The sequence below is a fragment of the Amycolatopsis sp. WAC 01376 genome, from assembly GCF_003947415.1.
Classification (GTDB): domain Bacteria; phylum Actinomycetota; class Actinomycetes; order Mycobacteriales; family Pseudonocardiaceae; genus Amycolatopsis.
This window is the reverse complement of the sequence record NZ_QHKL01000003.1, coordinates 1,081,295-1,102,176: the sequence shown is the minus strand read 5'-3', so window position 1 is coordinate 1,102,176 and position 20,882 is coordinate 1,081,295. Positions and strand designations below refer to the sequence as shown.

General features: G+C 68.9%; 17 protein-coding genes. 7 read left to right on the top strand and 10 right to left on the bottom strand.

What is annotated here, in order from left to right:
- Positions 1–6: 6 nt before the first annotated feature.
- From DMH03_RS21975 to DMH03_RS21965, 3 genes are all read right to left on the bottom strand, one after another.
- The gene (locus tag DMH03_RS21975) at positions 7–2,262 is read right to left on the bottom strand and encodes a UvrD-helicase domain-containing protein (RefSeq protein ID WP_125794030.1); all 2,256 of its coding nucleotides are present in this window, start codon (positions 2,260–2,262) and stop codon (positions 7–9) included.
- 69 nt (positions 2,263–2,331) lie between these two features.
- Positions 2,332–3,513 carry an MFS transporter gene (locus tag DMH03_RS21970; protein ID WP_233611578.1) on the bottom strand — a complete coding sequence of 394 codons (1,182 nt, stop codon included), beginning with the start codon at positions 3,511–3,513 and terminating at the stop codon, positions 2,332–2,334.
- A gap of 140 nt (positions 3,514–3,653) precedes the next feature.
- Entirely contained in the window at positions 3,654–4,634 is a 981-nt protein-coding gene (locus DMH03_RS21965) for a heme o synthase (RefSeq protein WP_125783717.1), read from the bottom strand.
- A gap of 299 nt (positions 4,635–4,933) precedes the next feature.
- Between DMH03_RS21965 and tkt the strand changes: the two genes are divergently transcribed.
- The 7 genes from tkt to DMH03_RS21930 all read left to right on the top strand — a co-directional run bounded on the left by tkt (position 4,934) and on the right by DMH03_RS21930 (position 14,880).
- Positions 4,934–7,036: a transketolase gene (tkt, locus tag DMH03_RS21960; protein ID WP_125793812.1), complete on the top strand. Its 2,103-nt coding sequence runs from the start codon at positions 4,934–4,936 to the stop codon at positions 7,034–7,036.
- Positions 7,037–7,053: 17 nt separating this feature from the next.
- Entirely contained in the window at positions 7,054–8,166 is a 1,113-nt protein-coding gene (gene tal, locus DMH03_RS21955; protein WP_125793811.1) for a transaldolase, read from the top strand.
- An 8-nt stretch (positions 8,167–8,174) separates the two neighbouring features.
- Positions 8,175–9,794 carry a glucose-6-phosphate isomerase gene (locus tag DMH03_RS21950; protein ID WP_125793810.1) on the top strand — a complete coding sequence of 540 codons (1,620 nt, stop codon included), beginning with the start codon at positions 8,175–8,177 and terminating at the stop codon, positions 9,792–9,794.
- Positions 9,791–11,320 carry a glucose-6-phosphate dehydrogenase gene (zwf, locus tag DMH03_RS21945; RefSeq protein ID WP_125674953.1) on the top strand — a complete coding sequence of 510 codons (1,530 nt, stop codon included), beginning with the start codon at positions 9,791–9,793 and terminating at the stop codon, positions 11,318–11,320. The genes DMH03_RS21950 and zwf overlap by 4 nt, the downstream gene beginning before the upstream one ends.
- Positions 11,317–12,309: a glucose-6-phosphate dehydrogenase assembly protein OpcA gene (gene opcA, locus DMH03_RS21940; protein ID WP_125793809.1), complete on the top strand. Its 993-nt coding sequence runs from the start codon at positions 11,317–11,319 to the stop codon at positions 12,307–12,309. The genes zwf and opcA overlap by 4 nt, the downstream gene beginning before the upstream one ends.
- On the top strand, positions 12,306–13,061 hold the full coding sequence (gene pgl / locus DMH03_RS21935; protein ID WP_125793808.1) for a 6-phosphogluconolactonase: 756 nt from the start codon (positions 12,306–12,308) through the stop codon (positions 13,059–13,061). Before opcA ends, pgl begins: the two co-directional genes overlap by 4 nt.
- Before the next feature lie 616 nt (positions 13,062–13,677).
- Complete coding sequence (locus tag DMH03_RS21930; protein ID WP_199748962.1) at positions 13,678–14,880, top strand: sensor histidine kinase; 1,203 nt, start codon at positions 13,678–13,680, stop codon at positions 14,878–14,880.
- Between the two features lie 7 nt (positions 14,881–14,887).
- Here the strand turns inward: DMH03_RS21930 and DMH03_RS21925 are convergent, their stop codons facing one another.
- From DMH03_RS21925 to DMH03_RS21895, 7 genes are all read right to left on the bottom strand, one after another.
- Positions 14,888–15,229, bottom strand: a complete 342-nt coding sequence (locus tag DMH03_RS21925; RefSeq protein WP_034311760.1) for an RNA polymerase-binding protein RbpA — start codon at positions 15,227–15,229, stop codon at positions 14,888–14,890.
- Between the two features lie 65 nt (positions 15,230–15,294).
- Entirely contained in the window at positions 15,295–15,525 is a 231-nt protein-coding gene (gene secG, locus DMH03_RS21920; RefSeq protein WP_125783705.1) for a preprotein translocase subunit SecG, read from the bottom strand.
- 140 nt (positions 15,526–15,665) lie between these two features.
- Complete coding sequence (tpiA, locus tag DMH03_RS21915) at positions 15,666–16,451, bottom strand: triose-phosphate isomerase (RefSeq protein ID WP_125783703.1); 786 nt, start codon at positions 16,449–16,451, stop codon at positions 15,666–15,668.
- A complete protein-coding gene (gene pgk, locus DMH03_RS21910) occupies positions 16,451–17,659 on the bottom strand; it encodes a phosphoglycerate kinase (protein WP_305021775.1) in 1,209 nt (402 codons plus the stop codon). Before pgk ends, tpiA begins: the two co-directional genes overlap by 1 nt.
- A gap of 9 nt (positions 17,660–17,668) precedes the next feature.
- Positions 17,669–18,673 (bottom strand): type I glyceraldehyde-3-phosphate dehydrogenase, encoded by a 1,005-nt coding sequence (gap, locus tag DMH03_RS21905; RefSeq protein ID WP_125793806.1) that lies wholly within the window; start codon positions 18,671–18,673, stop codon positions 17,669–17,671.
- A 178-nt stretch (positions 18,674–18,851) separates the two neighbouring features.
- Positions 18,852–20,039 (bottom strand): winged helix DNA-binding domain-containing protein, encoded by a 1,188-nt coding sequence (locus DMH03_RS21900; protein ID WP_125793805.1) that lies wholly within the window; start codon positions 20,037–20,039, stop codon positions 18,852–18,854.
- Positions 20,040–20,443: 404 nt separating this feature from the next.
- Complete coding sequence (locus DMH03_RS21895; RefSeq protein WP_125793804.1) at positions 20,444–20,872, bottom strand: nitroreductase family deazaflavin-dependent oxidoreductase; 429 nt, start codon at positions 20,870–20,872, stop codon at positions 20,444–20,446.
- Positions 20,873–20,882: the final 10 nt, after the last annotated feature.

Here is a 20,882-nt window from a genome sequence, read left to right as displayed (position 1 = left end):
CCGACCTTAGCCAAGACCCTCCAGCGCCGGAACAAGGTCACCGGTCTGCACTACGCCCATCCGACGGGTCGCCCTGGTCAGGGCCACATAAAGATCGTTGAGCCCGCGCGGCGACTCGGCGACGACCTCGTCCGGCGCGATCAGCACCACGGAGTCGAACTCGAGGCCCTTCGCCCGGTCCACCGCCATCACCGACACCCGGTCCCCCGCCTCGCCGAGCGTCTCGGAAACAGGAGCGACCCGGGAGGCCGGGCACAGCACGGCGACCGTCCCACCGTCCACAGCGGACAGTTCGGCGTCGACGATCCCCGGCAGTGCGGTGCCGAGCTCCGTCGGCTCCACGGAACGCAGCCAAGGCTCGAAACCCGTCTCCCGCACCGAAACCGGCGCTTCGAGCTCCGGGTTGACGTCGGCGAGCACGCGGGACGCGACGGCCATGATCTCGGCCGGGGTCCGGTAGTTCACCGTCAGCTCTTCGAGCCGCCAGCGGTCGGCGACATAGGGCGAGAGCACCTCGCCCCAGGATCGCGCGCCGCCGGAAGCGCCGGTCTGCGCGACGTCACCGACCAGCGTCATCGACCGGTTCGGGGAACGGCGCATCAGCAGCCGCCAGTCCATCGCGGTCAGTTCCTGCGCCTCGTCGACGATCACGTGCCCGAAGGTCCAGGTCCGGTCCTGCGCGGCCCGTTGTGCCGCGGTCATCTCGCTGCGGCGCTGCTGACGTTCGGCGAACAGCTCGGCGTCGAGCACGTCGCCGACCCGCAGTAGCTCCTCGTCGATGATCTCCTCGTCCTGTTCGAGGATGTCGAGCACGCCTTCCGCGTAGGCGCGGTCTTCCCGCTCGCGGCGGGCGCGCTCGGCACGCGCGTCGGTGTCGTCCTCACCGAGCAGCTCGGCGAGTTCGTCGAGCAGCGGGACGTCGGCCGGGCTCCACGGCGTGTCCGTCGGGCTGTAGAGATGCTCACGATCGGTTTCGGACAAGGCTTTCCCGGCCGCGACGCGCAACCGTTCGCGGTCGGCGAACAGCTCGTCGAGCACGATCTCGGGGGTGAGCGTCGGCCACAGGCCGTCGATCGCGGCGGCCACGTTCTTGTCGGCGGCGACCTCGGCCCGGATGTCCTGGACGTCCCGCGCGTCGAGCAGGTCCTCCCCCAGTTTCCGGGCGGCCTGACGGGTCAGCGCGTCGAGGAGGTCCGAGACGAAGATCCGCCGGGCGAGGTTGTGCGGACGGCGCGAGCGGCGGGCCCGCGTCCGCGCCTCGGTGCAGGTCTTGCGGTCGAGCATCAGGATCTCGCGCTCGAACTCGATCTCCAGCACCGGTTGCGGCACCCGCTGACGGTCGCGGACGGCGTTGGCCAGCACGTCGGCCATCACCGCTCGACCCTTGACCTCGGCGGCCTCGCGCGTGACCGGGCCGGTGGCGTCCAGGCCCGGGTACAGCTGCCCGATCGTCGCCAGCAGCACGCCGGTCTCGCCGAGCGACGGCAGGACCTGCCCGATGTAGCGGAGGAACGTGCTGTTCGGCCCGACCACGAGCACGCCGCGCGTGGTGAGCTGCTGCCGGTGCGTGTAGAGCAGATACGCGGCGCGGTGCAGCGCGACCGCGGTCTTGCCGGTGCCCGGCCCGCCCTGGACCACGAGAACGCCGTTGGGCGTCGCGCGGATGATGCGGTCCTGCTCGGCCTGGATGGTGGCGACGATGTCGCTCATCTCACCGGTGCGACGGCGTTCGAGCGCGGCCAGCAGCGCCGCCTCCCCCGCGAGACCGAGGTCCTGCCCCTGGTCCGCGGCGGAGAGGTCGAGGATCTCGTCGTCGACGCCGACGACCTTCCGGCTCAGCGACCGGATGTGCCGCCTCCGGCGGACACCTTCGGGGGAAGCGGCGGTCGCCAGATAGAACGGCCGCGCTACCGGCGCGCGCCAGTCGACGAGCAGCGGGCGATAGTCGTCGTCCTCGTCGAAGAGCCCGAGCCGCCCGATGTAGGTGGTCTCCTCCGCATGCTCGGGGAGGAAGTCGAGGCGGCCGAAGCACAGGCCCTGCTCGACGGAGCTCAGCTGGGCCAGCCTGTCGGTGTACAGCGTCGTGGCGACGTCGCGTTCGGTGCGCGCCTGCGGGGTGCCGCCGGTCTGGCGCAGCGTCTGGTCGAGCCTGCGCTGCGCCTCGTCGCGTTCGACGTCGAGCTTGCGGTAAAGGGTGGTGACGTACTCCTGCTCGAGCGCGACGTCCTGCTCGAGCGCGTCGAGTTCCCGGTCCGGGGACACGGACAAAGCAGCCTGCTTTCGAGAGGTGGGACAGGGGCCGAAAGGATTACAACGGCGCCCGCCATCATCTCATTCCCTCGCGGTCACCCGGACCAGGAGGAAGGCCCCGAGGGACAGACCGGTGGCGACGCTCGCCCATACGACGTTTTCGTGGAGCAGCGCGGCGAAGGTGGCCGCGACACCCGCGATGGACTGCGCGACGAACCCGCACAGCGCGACGGCGTAGGCGCCCTGTCCGGGGACCTCGCTCACCGCGACGGCCATGCTGCTCGGGAAAAGCGCGGCTTGGCCAAAGGTGATCCCGCAGTACAACGCGATGAACGTCACGAGCGCGGCCGTGAGCGGGATCGCGGGCACCAGCCACAAGGCGATCGTCAGCGCACCGGCACCGGTCATGACCAGCGCGCCCGCCCGCATCAGCCACGGCGATCCCTTGCGGCCCGCCAGCCGGTTGACCAGCAACGCGCCCCCGAAGTAGGCCAGCCCGAACAGGAGGCCGAGGCTGCCGTACTGGTCCACGCTCAGCCCGAAGTGCTGCTGGAAGACGAACGGCGCGACCTCCTGGAGGAGCACGATCGTCGCGAAGCCGAGCCCCGCCGCGATCGTCGGCCGCAGGAACGCCGGGACGGTGAGGATCCGGAGGTAGATCCGGAGCATGCCCGTCTTCTCCTCGCGGCCCCGGCCGAGCGGAATCGTGAGCGTGCCGATGACGCAGAGCACACCCGCCGCCGTCAGCACGACGAACCCGCCCCGCCACTCGCCGATCAGCCCGCCGACGAACTGCCCGCCGCCGAGCGCGGTGACGAACGCGATGGACAGCACCGAAAGCCGTTTGGCGAGCGCGTCGCCGTCACCGAGGTCCCGGACGGCGATGCGGGCGATGATGGCCGCACCTCCGGCGCCGATCCCTTGCAGGGAACGAAGAGCGAGTAGCCACGCCGGCGAGGTGTTCACGATGAGGACCGCGCTGGAGACGACGAACAGGCCCAGCGCGCTGAGCATCGCGGCACGCCTTCCGAGCCGGTCGGCCGCACGGCCCCAGAGCACCACCGGCGCCGCCGCGCCGACGACGAACAGCGAGACCGAGAGCGCCGCGAAGCCACGCGACACCGCGAAGTCGCGCTCGATCATCGGGAGGGAGGGGAGGTAGATCGTCGTCGCCATCTGCCCGGTGAAGACGACCAGGCAGGCGACCGCCATGGTCCTGCGCCCGGCTCGGACCGCGGCCGGGCGCTCGGTTGTGCTCGTCACCCCGCCGGACGGTACCGACGGGTAGCTCCGCGCGCCGCCCCGTGCCACACCGTGAGACCCCTATGCATTTCGTCCTCTGGATGCGGTAGTTGCGCGTGCAAGTACCGCATCCAGAGGACTAAATGCGAGGGGTGAGGAGACTAGAAAGGCAGGCCGATGACCGGCAGGCCGATGGCCGAGTCGACGGCCAGCGCGACGAACACGATCATCAGGTACGTGTTCGACCGGTGGAACAGCGACATCGGCTTGGTCTCTTCGCCGCGCCGCACCGCCGCGTTCAGGCTGTGCGCGTAGAAGAGGAACCAGCCGCCGGCCAGGATCGCGAACGTCGTGTAGATCCAGCTCGTCACCGGGACCAGCAGCAGCGTCCAGGCGACCATCACCCACGAGTAGATGACGATCTGCCGTGCCACGTGCTGCGGGGTGGCGACCACCGGCAGCATCGGCACGCCGGCGCGCTCGTAGTCGTCGCGGTACTTCATGCCCAGCGCCCAGGTGTGCGGCGGGGTCCAGAAGAAGATGACGCCGAACATCACGAACGCGGGCCACTCGACGGTGCCGGTGACGGCCGCCCAGCCGATGATGACCGGCATGCAGCCCGCCGCACCGCCCCAGACCACGTTCTGTGACGTACGCCGCTTCAGCACCAGCGTGTAGACGAAGATGTAGAAGAGGATCGTCGCGATCGCGAGAATCGCCGAGAGCAGATTCACCGTGAAATAGAGCACGACGGCCGACAGGACACCGAGCACGAGACCGAAGATCAGCGCGCCGCGCCGGGGTACCGATTCCTTCACCAGCGGGCGGCGCTTGGTGCGGTTCATCACCTTGTCGATATCCGCGTCGATGACGCAGTTCAAGGCGTTGGCGCTACCGGCGGCCATGGTGCCGCCCACGAGCGTCGCGAGCACCAGCCACGGCGACGGGATCTCCCGGCCTGCCAGGAACATCGCGGGAATCGTGGTGACGAGAAGGAGCTCGATCACCCTGGGCTTCGCGAGGGCGGCGTACGCGCCGACGACCTGGCGGATTGTTCGCCGGCCACCGTGCGGTCGTTCACCGGTCGGATGTACGGCGCTGGTGCTGTCACTGCGTCCGTGCGCAGCGTTCACCAACGACATTTCACTCCCTGCGTCAGTTTTCGGGCCGGGTCCACCAGGCTTCCGGGTGATGTGGCGGCCCCGGATCCGGAGTGTTCTGAACCCTTCCCCGATGTTAGACGTGCTGTTTCCAGAGGGTGATCGCGGGTCCTCGACCGGCCGAACCATTAGGCTGGCCGCGGTAGCTCGCGGCGTGCCCCTGCGAACGGCCCGGACCAGGAATATCGTCCCTTCCGGATCGATTGAGATTAGTAGCGGTACACGTGGGTTATCCACGAGGGAAGAGAAGCCACAACCTGATGACGGGGAGTTCGAGTTCAGTGTCCGAAACCGCCTCTACCAGCGAGAAGAACCCACTCCTCCGGCGCAACGTGCCCGCCGACTGGACCGACCTCGACACGCGGGCCGTCGACACCGTTCGGGTGCTCGCCGCGGATGCGGTCGAGAACTGCGGCAGCGGTCACCCAGGCACCGCGATGAGCCTGGCGCCGCTCGCGTACACGCTTTTCCAGCGGACGCTGCGTCATGACCCGGCGGACCCCGAGTGGCCCGCGCGTGACCGCTTCGTCCTCTCCGCCGGTCACTCGAGCCTCACCCTCTACATCCAGCTGTACCTCGCCGGGTTCGGCCTGGAGCTGGAAGACCTGAAGCAGCTGCGCAAGTGGGACTCGAAGACCCCGGGTCACCCGGAGTACCGCCACACCAAGGGCGTCGAGACCACCACCGGCCCGCTCGGGCAGGGCCTGGCCAACGCGGTCGGCATGGCGATGGCGGCCCGCCGCGAGCGTGGCCTGCTGGACCCGGACGCCCCGCAGGGCGAGAGCATCTTCGACCACTATGTCTACGTCGTCGCCTCCGACGGTGACATCGAAGAGGGCGTCACCGCCGAGGCCTCCTCGATCGCCGGCCGCCAGGAGCTGGGCAACCTCATCGTCTTCTGGGACGACAACGAGATCTCGATCGAGGACGACACCAAGATCGCGCTGTCCGAGGACGTCGTGAAGCGCTACGAGGCCTACGGGTGGCACACCCAGGTCGTCGAGGGTGGCGAGGACGTCGTCGCGATCGAAGAGGCCATCAAGGCCGCGAAGGCCGAGACCGAGCGCCCGTCGTTCATCGCGCTGAAGACCGTCATCGGGTACCCGGCGCCGAAGAAGATGGGCACCGGCAAGGCCCACGGTGCCGCGCTCGGCGCCGAAGAGGTCGCCGCGGTCAAGGAGATCCTCGGCTTCGACCCCGCGCAGAACTTCCAGGTCGACGACGAGGTCATCGCGCACACCCGCCAGGCCGTCGACCGCGGCAAGACCGCCCGCGCCGAATGGCAGGAGAAGTTCGAGGCGTGGGGCGCCGCCAACCCGGAGCGCAAGAAGATCGCGGACCGGATGTCGACCCGCACGCTGCCCGAGGGTTTCGCGGACAACCTGCCGACGTGGGAGCCGGACGCCAAGGGCATCGCGACCCGCAAGGCCTCCGGTGAGGTGCTCAACGCGCTCGCCGAGCCGCTTCCCGAGCTGTGGGGCGGTTCCGCGGACCTCGCGGAGAGCAACAACACCACCATGAAGGGGGCCGACTCGTTCGGCCCGGAGAAGGCTTCCACCGAAATGTGGAAGACCAGCCCGTACGGCCGGACGCTGCACTTCGGCATCCGCGAGCACGCGATGGGCTCGATCCTCAACGGCATCGCGCTGCACGGCGGCACCCGTCCCTACGGCGCCACGTTCCTGATCTTCTCCGACTACATGCGCCCGCCCGTGCGGCTGGCCGCGCTGATGAAGGCGCCGGTCACCTACGTGTGGACGCACGACTCGATCGGCCTGGGCGAGGACGGCCCCACCCACCAGCCGATCGAGCAGCTCTCCGCCCTGCGCGCGATCCCCGGCCTCAACGTCGTCCGCCCGGCGGACGCCAACGAGACCGCGTACGCGTGGAAGGCCGTCCTGGAGGACGTCCACCACCCGTCGGGCCTCGCGCTGACCCGGCAGAACGTGCCGGTGCTGGAGGGCACCAGCGCCGAAGGCGTCAAGCGGGGCGGTTACGTCCTCGCCGAAGCGTCCAACGGCAGCCCCGAGGTCGTGCTGATCGCGACCGGCTCCGAGGTCCAGCTGGCCGTCGAGGCCCGCAAGACCCTCGAAGCCGACGGCATCCCGGCGAGCGTCGTCTCGATGCCGTGTGTCGAGTGGTTCGACGCGCAGGACAAGTCCTACAAGGACTCCGTCCTCCCGCCGTCGGTCAAGGCACGCGTCTCCGTCGAAGCCGGTATCGCCCTTTCGTGGCACCGCTTCACCGGTGACGCCGGGGAGAACGTTTCGATCGAGCACTTCGGTGCTTCGGCCGACGCCGCCACGCTGTTCCGCGAGTTCGGTTTCACAGCGGAAGCCGTCGTCGACGCCGCCCGTCGCTCGATCGCCAACACCAAGAACTGAAGGGGATGACGCAGCACATGAGCAACGACAAGCTCGCTCAGCTGTCCGAGGCAGGCGTCTCGATCTGGCTCGACGACCTGTCCCGTGAGCGCCTGAACACCGGCAACCTCGCCGACCTGATCCGCGACAAGCACGTCGTGGGCGTCACCACGAACCCGACGATCTTCGCCAACGCGATGTCGAAGGGCGAGGCGTACGACGAGCAGACCAAGGAGCTCGCCGCCCGCGGCGCCGACGTCGAGGCCACCATCCGCGAGCTGACCACCACCGACGTGCGCAACGCCGCGGACCTGTTCCGCGACGTCTACACCGCCACGAACGGGGTCGACGGCCGGGTGTCCATCGAGGTGGACCCGCGGCTGGCCAAGGACTCCGACAAGACGGTGGCCGAGGCGCAGGACCTGTGGAAGACCGTGGACCGGCCGAACGTGCTGATCAAGATCCCGGCCACCGAGGAGGGTCTCCCGGCGATCACCAAGACCCTGGCCGAGGGCATCAGCGTCAACGTCACGCTGATCTTCTCGGTCGAGCGGTACCGGGCGGTCATCGAGGCCTACTTCGCCGGGCTGGAGCAGGCCAAGGCCAACGGCCACGACCTCAAGGGCATCCACTCGGTCGCGTCGTTCTTCGTGTCCCGTGTGGACACCGAGATCGACAAGCGCCTCGACGCCATCGGCACCGAAGCGGCCATCGCGCTGCGCGGTGAGGCCGCCATCGCCAACGCGCGCCTCGCGTACGCGGCGTTCGAGGAGCTCTTCGCCTCGGACCGCTGGAAGGCGCTCGCGGAGGCAGGCGCGAACGCGCAGCGTCCGCTGTGGGCCTCCACCGGTGTGAAGGACCCGCAGTACTCCGACACCCGCTACGTGGACCAGCTCGTCGTCAAGGACACGGTCAACACGATGCCGGAGAAGACCCTCGACGCCGCGGGCGACCACGCCGAGATCACCGGTGACACGGTGACCGGCAAGGGCCCCGACGCGCAGATCGTCTTCGACAAGCTGCGTGTGGTCGGCATCGACATCGACGACGTCTTCAAGGTCCTCGAGGACGAGGGCGTCGAGAAGTTCGAGAAGTCCTGGGTGGAGCTTCTCGAGACCGTCACCGGGCAGCTCGAAAAGGCAAAGGACTGATCTGGACCATGGCAGGGGAAACGACAGGCGTCGACATCATCGACGCCGCCCTGGCCGGCGAAGCCGCTCCGTTCGCGGAGCGGCTCGTCGCCGACCAGGTCGCATCGAAACTGGCGTCCCAGGACGCCACACTGTGGGGTCCCGAAGCCGAGTCCGAAGCGTCGATCCGTCTCTCGTGGACGACGCTGCACAAGTCCTCGCGGCCGTTGATCGGCGAGATCGAGGCACTGCGGACCGACCTGCGTTCCGAGGGCGTCGATCGCGTCGTCCTCGCGGGCATGGGCGGTTCGTCGCTGGCCCCCGAGGTGATCACCGCGACGGACGGCGTCGCGCTGACCGTCCTCGACACCACCGACCCTGGCCAGGTCGCCGACGCTCTCGCCGGTGACCTGGAGCGCACGGTCATCGTGGTGTCGTCGAAGTCCGGCGGCACCGTCGAGACCGACAGCCACCGGCGGATCTTCGCCAAGGCCTTCGCCGACGCGGGCATCGACGCGGCCCGGCGGATCGTGGTCGTCACCGACCCCGGCTCGCCGTTCGCGGAACTGTCCGAAAAGGAGGGTTACCGCAAGGTCTTCCTCGCCGACCCGAACGTCGGCGGCCGCTACTCGGCGCTGACCGCGTTCGGGCTCGTCCCGGCCGGTCTCGCCGGCGCGGACGTCGCCCGTCTGCTCGACCAGGCCGCTGCCGTCGCGGGCAACCTCGCCGACGACGTCACCGACAACCCAGCGATCAAGCTCGCCTCGGCGTGGGTCGCGGCACATGAGCGCGGCGCCGAGAAGGTCGTCATCGGCGACACGGGTTCCGGTATCAAGGGCTTCGCCGACTGGGCGGAGCAGCTGATCGCCGAATCCACCGGCAAGCAGGGCACCGGGCTCCTCCCCGTCGCCGTCGAGGGCCCGGACTCCCCCGGGTTCGCCGACGCCAAGGCCGACGCCACTCCGGTGGCGGTCGGCCCCGCGGAAGGCACCGCGAAGATCTCCGTGACCGGGCCGCTCGGCGCGCAGTTCCTGCTGTGGGAGTTCGCCACCGCGCTCGCCGGGCGGCTGCTCGGGATCAACCCGTTCGACCAGCCCGACGTCGAGGCCGCGAAGAAGGCGGCCCGTTCCTTGCTGGACAACCCGGACGCGCTCAAGGGCGGCGAGAAGCCGTCCACTGTGGACGGCGCGGTCGAGGTGTTCGGCTCGGAAGGCGTGGCCACCGACGGAAAGCTCGCGGACATCCTGCGGGCTTTCTTCGATTCCGCCCCGGAAAACGGCTACATCGCGGTGCAGGCGTACCTCGACCGTCTCGATGACGCGTCGACGTCGCTCCTGCGTGGCGAGATCGCCAAGCGCACTGGTCGCCAGACCACGTTCGGCTGGGGGCCGCGGTTCCTGCACTCGACCGGGCAGTACCACAAGGGCGGGCACCAGAACGGTGTCTTCCTGCAGATCACCGGCGCGGTCGAGAACGACCTGGACGTCCCGGACCGGCCGTACACGCTCGGCGTGCTCCAGCACGCGCAGGCGCTCGGCGACGGCCAGGTGCTCGCGGAGCACGGTCGCCCGGTGCTGCGCCTGCACCTCACCGACCGGGCCGCCGGCCTGGCCGGACTGGTCCGCGCGGTACAGGAGGCCGGCGAGTGACACGTGCCTGGAACAACCCGCTGCGCGATCCGCGCGACAAGCGGCTGCCGCGGATCGCCGGGCCCTCCAGCCTGGTGATCTTCGGCGTCACCGGTGACCTCGCCCGCAAGAAGCTGATGCCGGCGATCTACGACCTCGCCCACCGCGGGCTGCTGCCCGCCGGGTTCTCGCTGGTCGGTTTCGCCCGCCGGGACTGGGAGCACCAGGACTTCGGCGAGCTCGTGCACGACTCGGTCAAGGAGCACGCGCGGACGCCGTTCAAGGAGTCGGTGTGGAACCGGCTCGCCGAAGGCATCCGGTTCGTCCAGGGCACCTTCGACGACGACGACGCCTTCGACCGGCTCGCGCAGACGGTCAAGGATCTCGACGCCGAGCGTGGCACCGGTGGCAACACCGCGTTCTACCTGTCGATCCCGCCGAGCGCGTTCCCGGTGGTGACCAAGCAGCTCGCCCGCTCCGGCCTCGCCGAGGCGAGTGAGGACACCTGGCGCCGCGTCGTCATCGAGAAGCCCTTCGGCCGCGACCTCAAGAGCGCCAAGGAGCTCAACGGGATCGTGAACGACGTCTTCCCCGAGGAGTCGGTGTTCCGCATCGACCACTACCTCGGCAAGGAGACGGTGCAGAACCTGCTGGCGCTGCGTTTCGCGAACCAGCTGTTCGAGCCGATCTGGAACGCCAACTACGTCGACCACGTGCAGATCACCATGGCCGAGGACATCGGCCTCGGCGGCCGCGCGGGGTACTACGACGGCATCGGCGCCGCACGCGACGTCATCCAGAACCACCTGTTGCAGCTCCTCGCGCTGACCGCGATGGAGGAGCCGGTCTCGTTCGCTCCGCGCGCTCTTCGCGCGGAGAAGGTCAAGGTGCTCTCGGCGACCAAGCCGCTGGCACCGTTCGACGAGACCACCGCGCGCGGGCAGTACGCGGGCGGCTGGCAGGGCGGCATGAAGGTGCCGGGCCTGCTGCAGGAAGGCGGTTTCGCGAAGGACTCGACGACCGAGACCTACGCCGCGGTGACGCTGGAGGTGCAGAACCGCCGCTGGGCGGGGGTGCCGTTCTACCTGCGCACCGGCAAGCGGCTCGGCCGCCGGGTCACCGAGATCGCCGTGGTGTTCAAACGGGCGCCGCATCTGCCGTTCGACTCCACCTCGACCGAGGAACTGGGCCAGAACGCGCTGGTGATCCGGGTGCAGCCCGACGAGGGCATCACGCTGAGGTTCGGGTCGAAGGTGCCGGGGACCACGATGGAGGTCCGCGACGTCACCATGGACTTCGGCTACGGGCACGCGTTCACCGAGTCGTCCCCGGAGGCCTACGAACGGCTCATCCTGGACGTGCTGCTCGGCGAACCGTCGCTGTTCCCGGTGAACGAAGAGGTCGAACTGTCCTGGGAGATCCTGGACCCGATCCTCGACCACTGGGCCAAGAAGGGCGCGCCCGAGGCGTACCCGCCCGGCTCGTGGGGACCGCCGTCCGCGGACGAAATGCTGGAACGTACCGGCCGGAACTGGAGGCGTCCGTGATCATCGACCTGCCGTCGACCACGACGTCGCAGCTGAACAAGAAGCTCGTCGAGATCCGCGAACAGGGCGGGCAGGTGGCGCTCGGCCGCGTGCTGACACTGGTCATCGTGGCGGACGACGACGACAAGCTCGAAGAGGCGATCGAAGCCGCCAACGAGGCCAGCCGGGAGCACCCCTCGCGGGTGATCGTGGTGGCCAAGGGCGCGCGGACCGCCGCGCCGCGGATCGACGGCCAGATCCGGGTCGGCGGCGACGCCGGCGCGAGCGAGGTCATCGTCCTGCGGCTCTACGGTCCGCTGGCCTCGCAGGGCCAGAGCGCGGTCGTGCCGCTGCTGCAGGCCGACGCGCCGATCGTCACCTGGTGGCCGGGTACCGGTCCGAAGGCCCCGGCCAAGGATCCGCTCGGTGAGCTGGCGCAACGCCGGATCACCGACTCGGCGGCGGAAAAGGCGCCCATAAGGGCACTCACCACCCGGGCGAAGTCCTATGTGGAGGGTGACACCGACCTGGCGTGGACCCGGCTGACCAGCTGGCGCGCGCAGCTGGTGTCCGCTTTGGACCTTCCGCCGCATGAGAAGGTCACCGGCGCGACGGTGACCGGTGAGGCCGACTCGCCGTCGACCGAGCTGCTCGCCGGCTGGCTGGCCGAGTACCTCAAGGTGCCGGTGAAGCGGGTCAAGAGCAGCGGCGCCGCGGGCATCATCTCGGTGACGCTGGACCGGCGTTCCGGCGCGGTGGAACTGCACCGGCCGGACGGCCGGGTCGGCACGCTGACCCAGCCGGGCCAGCCGACGCGCCGCATCGCCCTGCAGCGGCGCAACAACAAGGACTGCCTGATCGAGGAGCTGCGTCGGCTCGACCCGGACGAGGTCTACGAGGCTTCGCTCCACGGGCTCTCCAAGATCTCGTCGGGCACGGCCGCTCCGGCGAAGAAGGCGGCTCCGGCGGCGAAGAAGGCGCCCGCCAAGACCGGGAAGAGCACCTCATGAGCAAGACCGAGGTCGTCGTCTACGAGAACCCGGACCTCCTGGCCGCCGCCGCGGCGGCCAGGCTGGTCACCCGGATCGTCGACGTCCAGGCCGCCAAGGGCTCCGCTTCGGTGGTGCTCACCGGCGGCGGCACCGGGATCGCGATCCTGCGCGAACTGCGCGACTCCAGTGCCCGTGACGCCATCGACTGGTCGCGTCTGGACCTCTACTGGGGCGACGAGCGCTTCGTCCCGGCGGACTCGGACGACCGCAACGAGAAGCAGGCCCGCGAGGCGCTGCTCGACCACGTCCCGCTCGACCCGAAGCGGGTGCACGCCATGGCACCCTCGGACGGCGAGTTCGGCGATGACGTCGACGCGGCGGCCGCGGCCTACGCGGAGGTCCTGGCGGCCAACGACGCGGCGTTCGACATCATGCTGCTGGGCCTCGGCGGCGAGGGGCACACCGCCTCGATCTTCCCCGAGAGCCCGGCGGTGTACGAGAAGGAGCGTTCGGTCGTCGCGGTGCGGGACTGCCCGAAGCCGCCGCCGACCCGGATCTCGCTGACCCTGCCCGCGATCCGTCGCGCGCAGGACATCTGGCTGGTCACCGGCGGCGACGCCAAGGCGGACGCCGTCGCGCAGGCGCTGGCCGGTGCGGGCGAGGTCCAGATCCCGGTGGCGGGAGCCCGCGGCAGCCGTCGCACGCTCTGGCTGCTGGACCGGGGTTCCGCCTCGAAACTGACGAAGGTCTACCAGCCGCCTACGGGCTGACGCTTTGCGCGTGAAGGCCCCCTTCCCTCGGCTGAGCCGAGGGAAGGGGGCCTTCACGCGCTTCAGGGGCCGGGAGGGCGAGGTCCCCAAGTCGTAACTCGCGTGCTTGGAGACGTAACTCGCGTGATCAGAGGCGTAACTCGGTTGTACGGCTTCAATCACGTGAGTTACGTCTTCGATCACGCGAGTTACGGGTCTGATCACGACCCAACGCGGGTTCAGTGGTGACACCCCCATGGCGGAAGTCCCGGAAGGTCTCTCTTCCCTACTCTGAAGGTCGGGAACGACGCGCGGCAGGGTCACCGCGCGGCCACGAAACGTGACGTAGATCAACTTCCGGGGGCTTCGGCATCAGAGAGGACTTGTTCGCGCGTCCGAACGATCAACGGACCACCGAGCCCGGGTGGTCCGGTCCGCGCCTTGACCGACCGAACGTTCATGCACTTGTCCGCAGAACGGACAGTGACCGGACAGTCGCTAGCCCGACTGGGGGAAACTTACCGCCCTTGCACATCCACCCGTTAGCATCCGCACATTTGTTCGTTCCTGCGCGTCCCGATCGGGCGAAGAACACGTCTCACCATTCAAGTCCACAAGACGAGTGAGGTCGCCAGCGATGAGCACAGAGGGTCTCTCGATGCCAGGTATCTCGGTGGGCGGCTCCGGAGCGGACGCCGCCGACCGGATGCGCCGTGCCGCCGGGGTCATGTCGTTCGCCAAGATCAAACGTCCGGCGCTGGTCGCGCTGGGCGTCGATACGCTCGCGATCTTCCTGGCCGCGCTCGATGTCTGGCTGGTGATCCCCGAGAAGGCCCAGCCGTACTCCATCTACCTCTCCGGCGCCGCGTGCCTCGGTCTCGCGTTCCGCCGCAAGCTGCCGTTCCTCGCGGTGATCGTCACCGTCCCCGGTTTCCTGGCGGGCTGGTCCCAGCTGGCCGCGATGATCGCGCTCGGTTTCCTCGCCACCCGCAAGCAGATGCACTGGCAGACCTGGACCGGGTTCGCGCTCGTCTTCACCTGCCGGTTCGTCCAATGGCCGCTGGCCGACTTCGTCGAGCTCAGCTGGCGCGAACACGTTCTGGACGGGATCTACGGCGTCATCGTCGCCGGGATGCCGGTGGCCATCGGCCTGCTCATCGGCGCGCGGACCGAGATCTCGCAGAAGCTCTCCGAACTCGCCGCCAGCCGCGACCGCGAGCGCCGCTTCCACGCCGACGCCGTCCGCGCGGAGGAACGCGCCCGGCTCGCACGGGAGATGCATGACGTCGTCTCGCACCAGATCACGCTGATCGCGATGCAGGCCGGCGCGCTCCAGGCGCAGACCACCGACGCTCGTTCGCTCGAAACCGCGCAGGTCATCCGGAAACTGAGCACCAAAACGCTCGAGGAACTGCGGTCACTCGTGAGTGTGCTGCGCTCGGGCTCCGAAGACGACGGACCGCGCCCGGGGATCAACGAACTCGACCGGCTGATCCGCGGCTCGGACGTCCCGGTGCACCTCACCGTCGAACGGATCCCCGATCTCCTGCCAAGCCAGGTTTCGGCGGCGGCCTACCGGACCGTGCAGGAATGCCTGACGAACGTGCACAAGCACGCGCCCGGCGCCACCGCGACCATCCGGATCCAGGGTGAGCACGGTTCCCTCAAGGTCGAAATACGCAACGAGCGCGCCCGGACAGCCGGTGCGGCCCTGCCCTCGGGAGGGCACGGGCTGACCGGACTGGCCGAACGCGCTCGACTGCTGGGTGGGAGCTTCGAGACCGCCGACACCGAGGACGGCGGGTTCCGGGTGCGTGCCCGGTACCCGCTCGACCGGTGACCAGCGGCTAGATCTCCCGGCGCTGGCGCAACCGCTCCAGCGCCTCGGCGAGAATGGCCTCGCCGTCGGCGTCGGAACGCCGTTCCTTCACGTACGCGAGGTGAGTCTTGTAAGGCTCGGTCCGCGGCGCGGCAGGAGGGTTCTTCTCGTCCTGTCCGCCGGGCAGCCCGCAGCGCGGGCAGTCCCACTCGTCGGGAATCTCGGCGTCCATCGAGAACGAGGGCTGTGCCTCGTGCCCGTTGGCGCACCAGTAGGAAATGCGGCGCCGTGGCGCCGACTCACCCCGTTCCGATTCGCCCGAAGGTCCGGCACCCACACGGGTGCCCCGAATCGCGTTACCGCCAACCATGAATCCTCACACCTATAGGGATCGGCGGCGCGCCCCCCATAGGCACGCCGAAACACCTGGATCGATCAGACCTTGAGCAGGAGCCCGAGGCCGATGATGCTGATCAGCCATACCGAACCCAGCAGCACCGTGATCCGGTCGAGGTTCTTCTCGGCCACGCTGGAACCGGACAGGCTCGACTGCATACCGCCACCGAACAGCGAAGACAGACCGCCACCACGGCCGCGGTGCAGCAACACGGCGACCACCAGGAAAAAGCTGGAGGCGATCAACAGGATTTGCAGGAACAGCTTCATGTCATCCTCTGCGCTCTTGGAGAATGCAGGAAAACGGTGTGCCACCGACGGCTGTCGACCGCCAGAACACACCGTACTCCTGGACTCGTCCACTGCTGTGTGACGGACCAGATACCCAGGTTACCCGGTAGGTGCCCCGATCAGGGCAGGGGCCCGCCCGCGGCGAGTGCGCAGAGTTTGGTGAATTCGTCACCATCCAGGCTGGCACCACCAACGAGCGCACCATCGATGTTCTCGCAGGCGACGAGGTCACTGATGTTGTTGGCCTTGGCCGAGCCCCCGTAGAGCACGCGAACCGAGGAAGCGACCTCGGCGCCGTACTTCTCCGCAAGGGTGGCGCGGATGGCTCCGCACACCTCCTCGGCGTCCTGCGGGGTCGCGACCTTGCCGGTCCCGATGGCCCAGACCGGCTCGTAGGCGACGACGACGTCCTTGACCTGCTCGGCCTTGAGCCCCTTGAGGCCCTCCACCAGCTGGGTCGTGGTGTGGGCGATGTGCTCGCCCGCCTCGCGGACCTCGAGCTTCTCCCCCACGCACAGGATCGGCTTGATGCCGTGCTTGAGCGCGGCCTTGACCTTCTTGTTCACCAGTTCGTCGGACTCGCCGTGGTACTCACGCCGCTCCGAGTGCCCGACGGTGACGAAGCTGCAACCCAGCTTCGCCAGCATCGGACCCGACACGTCGCCGGTGTAGGCACCGGAGTCGTGCGGCGACAGGTCCTGGGCGCCGTAGGTGAGCGACAGCTTGTCGCCGTCGGTCAGCGTCTGGACGCTGCGGATGTCGGTGAACGGCGGCAGGACCGCGACGTCGACCTTCGCGTAGTACTTCTCCGGCAGGGCGAAGGCGATCTTCTGAACCAGCGCGATGGCTTCGAGGTGGTTCTGGTTCATCTTCCAGTTGCCGGCGATGAGCGGTTTGCGCGCCACTAGTCGTTCTCTCCCAGCACAGCGACTCCGGGCAGTTCCTTGCCCTCCAGGTACTCCAGCGACGCGCCGCCGCCGGTCGAGATATGCGAGAAGCCGTCCTCGGGAAGGCCCAGCTGCCGCACGGCGGCGGCGGAGTCGCCACCGCCGACCACGGTGAAGGCGTCGCTCTTGACCAGCGCTTCGGCCACGGCACGGGTGCCGCCGGCGAAGGACTCGAACTCGAACACGCCCATCGGGCCGTTCCAGAACACGGTCGCCGCGTCGGCCAGCTTGCCCGCGAACAGCTCACGCGACTTCGGGCCGATGTCGAGACCCATGCGGTCGGCCGGGATGGCCTTCGCGTCGACGACGTCGAACTCCGCGTCGGCCGCGAAGCCCGTCGCGGCGAGGACGTCCACCGGCAGGATCAGCTCGACGCCGCGTTTCTCCGCCTCGGCGAGGAAACCGCGGACCTGCTCCAGCTGGTCCTCCTGGAGCAGCGAGTTCCCGACCTCGTGGCCCTGGGCCTTGAGGAAGGTGTACGCCATGCCGCCACCGATGAGCAGCCTGTCGACCTTGGTCAGCAGGTTGGCGATGACACCCAGCTTGTCCGAAACCTTCGCGCCGCCGAGGACGACGACGTACGGCCGTGCGAGGTCCTCGGTGAGCTTCTTGAGGACGTCGACCTCGGCCAGCACCAGCCCGCCGGCATACGCCGGAAGCGCCCGCGCGATCTCGTAGACCGAGGCCTGCTTGCGGTGCACGACACCGAAACCGTCGGAGACGAACGCGCCGCCCGGGACGAGCGCGGCCAGCTCCGCGGCCAGCTCCTGCCGCTCGGCCTCGACCTTGCTGGTCTCGCGCGCGTCGAAACGCACGTTCTCCAGCAGGGCCACCTGGCCGTCGGTCAGGCCCGCGACGGTGGCCTTGGCGGACTCGCCGACCAGGTCACCGGCCAGCGGGACGTCCACGCCGAGCAGCTCGGTGAGTTTCGCGGCGACAGGCGCGAGCGAGAACTTCGGGTCCGGCTCGCCCTTGGGCCGGCCGAGGTGCGCCGTGACGACCACCTCGGCCAGCGCCTCGGCGAGCCGCTTGAGGGTCGGCAGGGCCGCGCGGACGCGGCCGTCGTCGGTGATCTTGTCCCCGTCGAGCGGGACGTTCAGGTCGGATCGCACGAGTACGAACCGGCCCGAGACGTCCTCGCCCAGCAGGTCTTCGAGGTTCTTCAGCGCCATCGGTCAGGAAAGCTTGTTGCCGACGAGCTTGACGAGGTCGGCGAGGCGGTTGGAGTAGCCCCACTCGTTGTCGTACCAGCCGATGACCTTGACCTGGTTGCCGATGACCTTGGTCAGCGGCGCGTCGTAGATGCAGGACGCCGGGTCGGTGACGATGTCGGCCGAGACGATCGGGTCCTCGTTGTAGCGGAGGATGCCGGCCAGGGGGCCCTCGGCGGCGGCCTTGTAGGCGGCGTTGATCTCCTCGAGGGTCGCGCTCTTGGTCAGCGTGACGGTGAGGTCGGTGGCCGAGCCTGTCGGGATCGGGACGCGCAGCGCGTAGCCGTCCAGCTTGCCCTGCAGCTCCGGCAGGACCAGGCCGATGGCCTTGGCGGCACCGGTCGAGGTCGGGACGATGTTCAGCGCGGCGGCGCGGGCGCGGCGCAGGTCCTTGTGCGGCGCGTCCTGCAGGTTCTGGTCCTGCGTGTACGCGTGGATGGTGGTCATCAGGCCCTGCTCGATGCCGAACGAGTCCTGCAGGACCTTGGCCAGCGGCCCGAGGCAGTTCGTGGTGCAGGAGGCGTTCGAGATGATGTTCTGCGAGCCGTCGTACTTGTCGTCGTTGACGCCGAGCACCACGGTCAGGTCCTCGCCCTTGGCGGGCGCGGAGATGATGACCTTCTTCGCGCCGCCGGCGAGGTGCGCCTTGGCGGCGTCGGCGTTGGTGAAGAAGCCGGTCGACTCCACGACGACGTCCACGCCGAGGTCGCCCCAGGGCAGGTTGGCCGGGTCGCGCTCGGCGAGGGCCTTGATCGTCTTGCCGTCGACGACGATGCCCTCGTCGCTGACGCTGACCTCGCCCGGGAAGCGGCCGAGGATGGAGTCGTACTTCAGCAGGTGGGCCATGGTGGCGACGTCGCCGAGGTCGTTGAACGCGACCACCTCGATGTCGTGACCGGCGGCCTGCACGGCCCGGAAGAAGTTGCGGCCGATGCGGCCGAAGCCGTTGACACCTACGCGAACCGTCACTGCTGCCACTCCCTTGAGACTCGTCCGGGATCGCCCCGGAAAGACGTCCTTTACTCGGGCGCAACCCTAGCGTGCGTGCTCGGGCGGCCCTCTTTGCCCTGACGAGACTTCCACCACTCGGTGAGTCAGGTCAAGAATCGATCAAGTGCATCGCCACCAGGACGTCTTGGGAAAACTCTCAGCTTCGCTGTGCTAGCCGTCGCTCCAGCGGCGTGCGCATCCGTGGCGTGACTCGCACCTCTCCGAACCACTCGGCCAGGTGGTTCGCCTCCGCCTCGACGGCCCGTTCGACGTCCGCGCCCACGTCCTCCAGGAAGTGGTGGACGACCTCGCCGTCCGGACGCTGCGCCCAGCCGCCGACGATCCGGCCGTCGGCCCAGACGGTGGGCCCGATGTTCCCGGTGCCGTCGAACAGCGGCGCCTTGTGCGGGCCCAGGTACCAGTCGCGCTCGAGCCATCCCATCGACGTCGGGTCGAGGGACGGGAGCAGCGCGACCCAGGGTCCGGGCTCCGCGACCGGCTCCACGTCGTCGGCGAGCATCACGCCGGGAACGCCGTCGAGATCGACCTCGACCGGCTGAATTTCCGCGAGCGCCTTCTTCGTCTGGCCTGCCGTCCAGCCCGTCCACCAGCGGAGGTCCGCGATCGGAGCGGGACCGTAGGCGTAGAGCCACTTTCGGGCGAGCTCGACCCTGGCGGCGTCGGCGTCCCATTCGGCGAGGCCCTGTGCCAGCCAGTCCGCCATCGGGGCCCAGTAGTACTGGCTGCTGATCCAGCTGCCGCGCGGGCGGCCGCGCACGATACGGCCGTCGACCGCGAGCTGGAACAGGACGCGGCTGGTGACGTTGGCGATCGCCTCGTACGGCTTTCCCTTCGCCATCAACAGCTGCTGCCTGAGCCGCGGCTCGTCCTCGCTCAGCTGTTGTGCGGTCGCGGAACCGCGGGCCTTCAGCGCACGCTCGGTCGCGTCCTCGACCTCGGCGAGCCAGCGTTCCGGATCGGGCACGTTCTCCGGGTGTCCCTGCGTGCCGAGGTGCTGTTCGAGCAGGCGGCGCTGCTTCTTGGCGATGTCGGCGGAACAGGCGGCCTGGATGAGCGCCGCGTTCTCGTGCCCGACGACGAAGACCGTCCGGCGCATGCCGAGCATCCGGATCAGCGTGCGCTCGTCGTAAAGCGCCTTCTCCACCTCCGCGACACCGTCGCCCTTCACCCGCGCCCACGCCGACAGGTGCACCGACGCCGGATCCGTGGCATGCAGCGCGACGACCGCGTCCGCGGCGGCGTGCACCGAGCCGGCGGGCGTGGTCAGGCGATGACGTGTCGCGAGGCGGGCGCGGCGCTGCCGGATGCCGATCTTGAGGGTCACGGATCGGTTCTATCACCGGGGCCCGACAAAATCCTGCGGTGAGGTGTGGGTTCGTGAGTGGTGAGGATGATTAGGCCGAGGATGTTTTAGGTACCTATGTGGCTCCGGTTGCGGTTGATCTCAGGCTCGTGTCCGTGAAGGACTCCAGTCAGGCGCTCACGTGAGTTTTCGCGGTCGTGGGGATGTCGTGAAGGGCCCCTTTGAGACGATGAAGGTCTCAAAGGGGCCCTTCACGACATAAGAGCTCGACGCCGGACCCATGCGCAGCCTCCGGCGCTTCTTGCCGTAATGAAGGACCCCTTCATGTACCGAGCTCAGCCCGACATGTAGTGAGGGAGTCCCTCACGGACCTGCGATCCCGACCCGCCCGCCGTAGGGACCTAGAACACGCCACTCACGAGGGGCTAGACCCGCTCCAGTTCGAATACCGGGATGATCCGGCTGGTCTTGCGCTGGTACTCGGCGAACTGCGGCATGACGGCGGACTGCCTGGCGTAGACGTCGTCGCGCTCGGCGCCGGTGAGCAACCGGGCGCGGACCGGGAAGGTTTCGGTGCCGAGTTCGACCTTCGTGTCCGGGTTGGCCACCAGGTTGTGGAACCACGCCGGGTTCTCGTCGGAGCCGCCCTTGCTGCCGAAGATGTAGATCCGGTCGCCCTCGAGGAGCGGGACGAGCGGTGCGATCCGCTCGGTGCCGGACTTCGCGCCGGTGTGGTGGACGAGAACGAGCGGGAAGCCCTCGAACATGCCACCCGCCTTGCCGCCGGTCTCGCGGAATTCGGCGATCACGCCGCGGTTGATCTCGTCGAAGTCGAAGTCGATCGTGTCTGCCATGACCTCGATC

Excerpts from the sequence above, each read along its gene's own strand:
- pgl (WP_125793808.1), top strand. The coding sequence starts at position 12,306 with ATGAGCAAGACCGAGGTCGTCGTCTACGAGAACCCGGACCTCCTGGCC.
- DMH03_RS21925 (WP_034311760.1), bottom strand. The coding sequence starts at position 15,229 with ATGGTTGGCGGTAACGCGATTCGGGGCACCCGTGTGGGTGCCGGACCT.
- DMH03_RS21950 (WP_125793810.1), top strand. The coding sequence starts at position 8,175 with ATGGCAGGGGAAACGACAGGCGTCGACATCATCGACGCCGCCCTGGCC.
- DMH03_RS21965 (WP_125783717.1), bottom strand. The coding sequence starts at position 4,634 with ATGTCGTTGGTGAACGCTGCGCACGGACGCAGTGACAGCACCAGCGCC.
- tal (WP_125793811.1), top strand. The coding sequence starts at position 7,054 with ATGAGCAACGACAAGCTCGCTCAGCTGTCCGAGGCAGGCGTCTCGATC.
- DMH03_RS21895 (WP_125793804.1), bottom strand. The coding sequence starts at position 20,872 with ATGGCAGACACGATCGACTTCGACTTCGACGAGATCAACCGCGGCGTG.
- DMH03_RS21930 (WP_199748962.1), top strand. The coding sequence starts at position 13,678 with ATGAGCACAGAGGGTCTCTCGATGCCAGGTATCTCGGTGGGCGGCTCC.
- secG (WP_125783705.1), bottom strand. The coding sequence starts at position 15,525 with ATGAAGCTGTTCCTGCAAATCCTGTTGATCGCCTCCAGCTTTTTCCTG.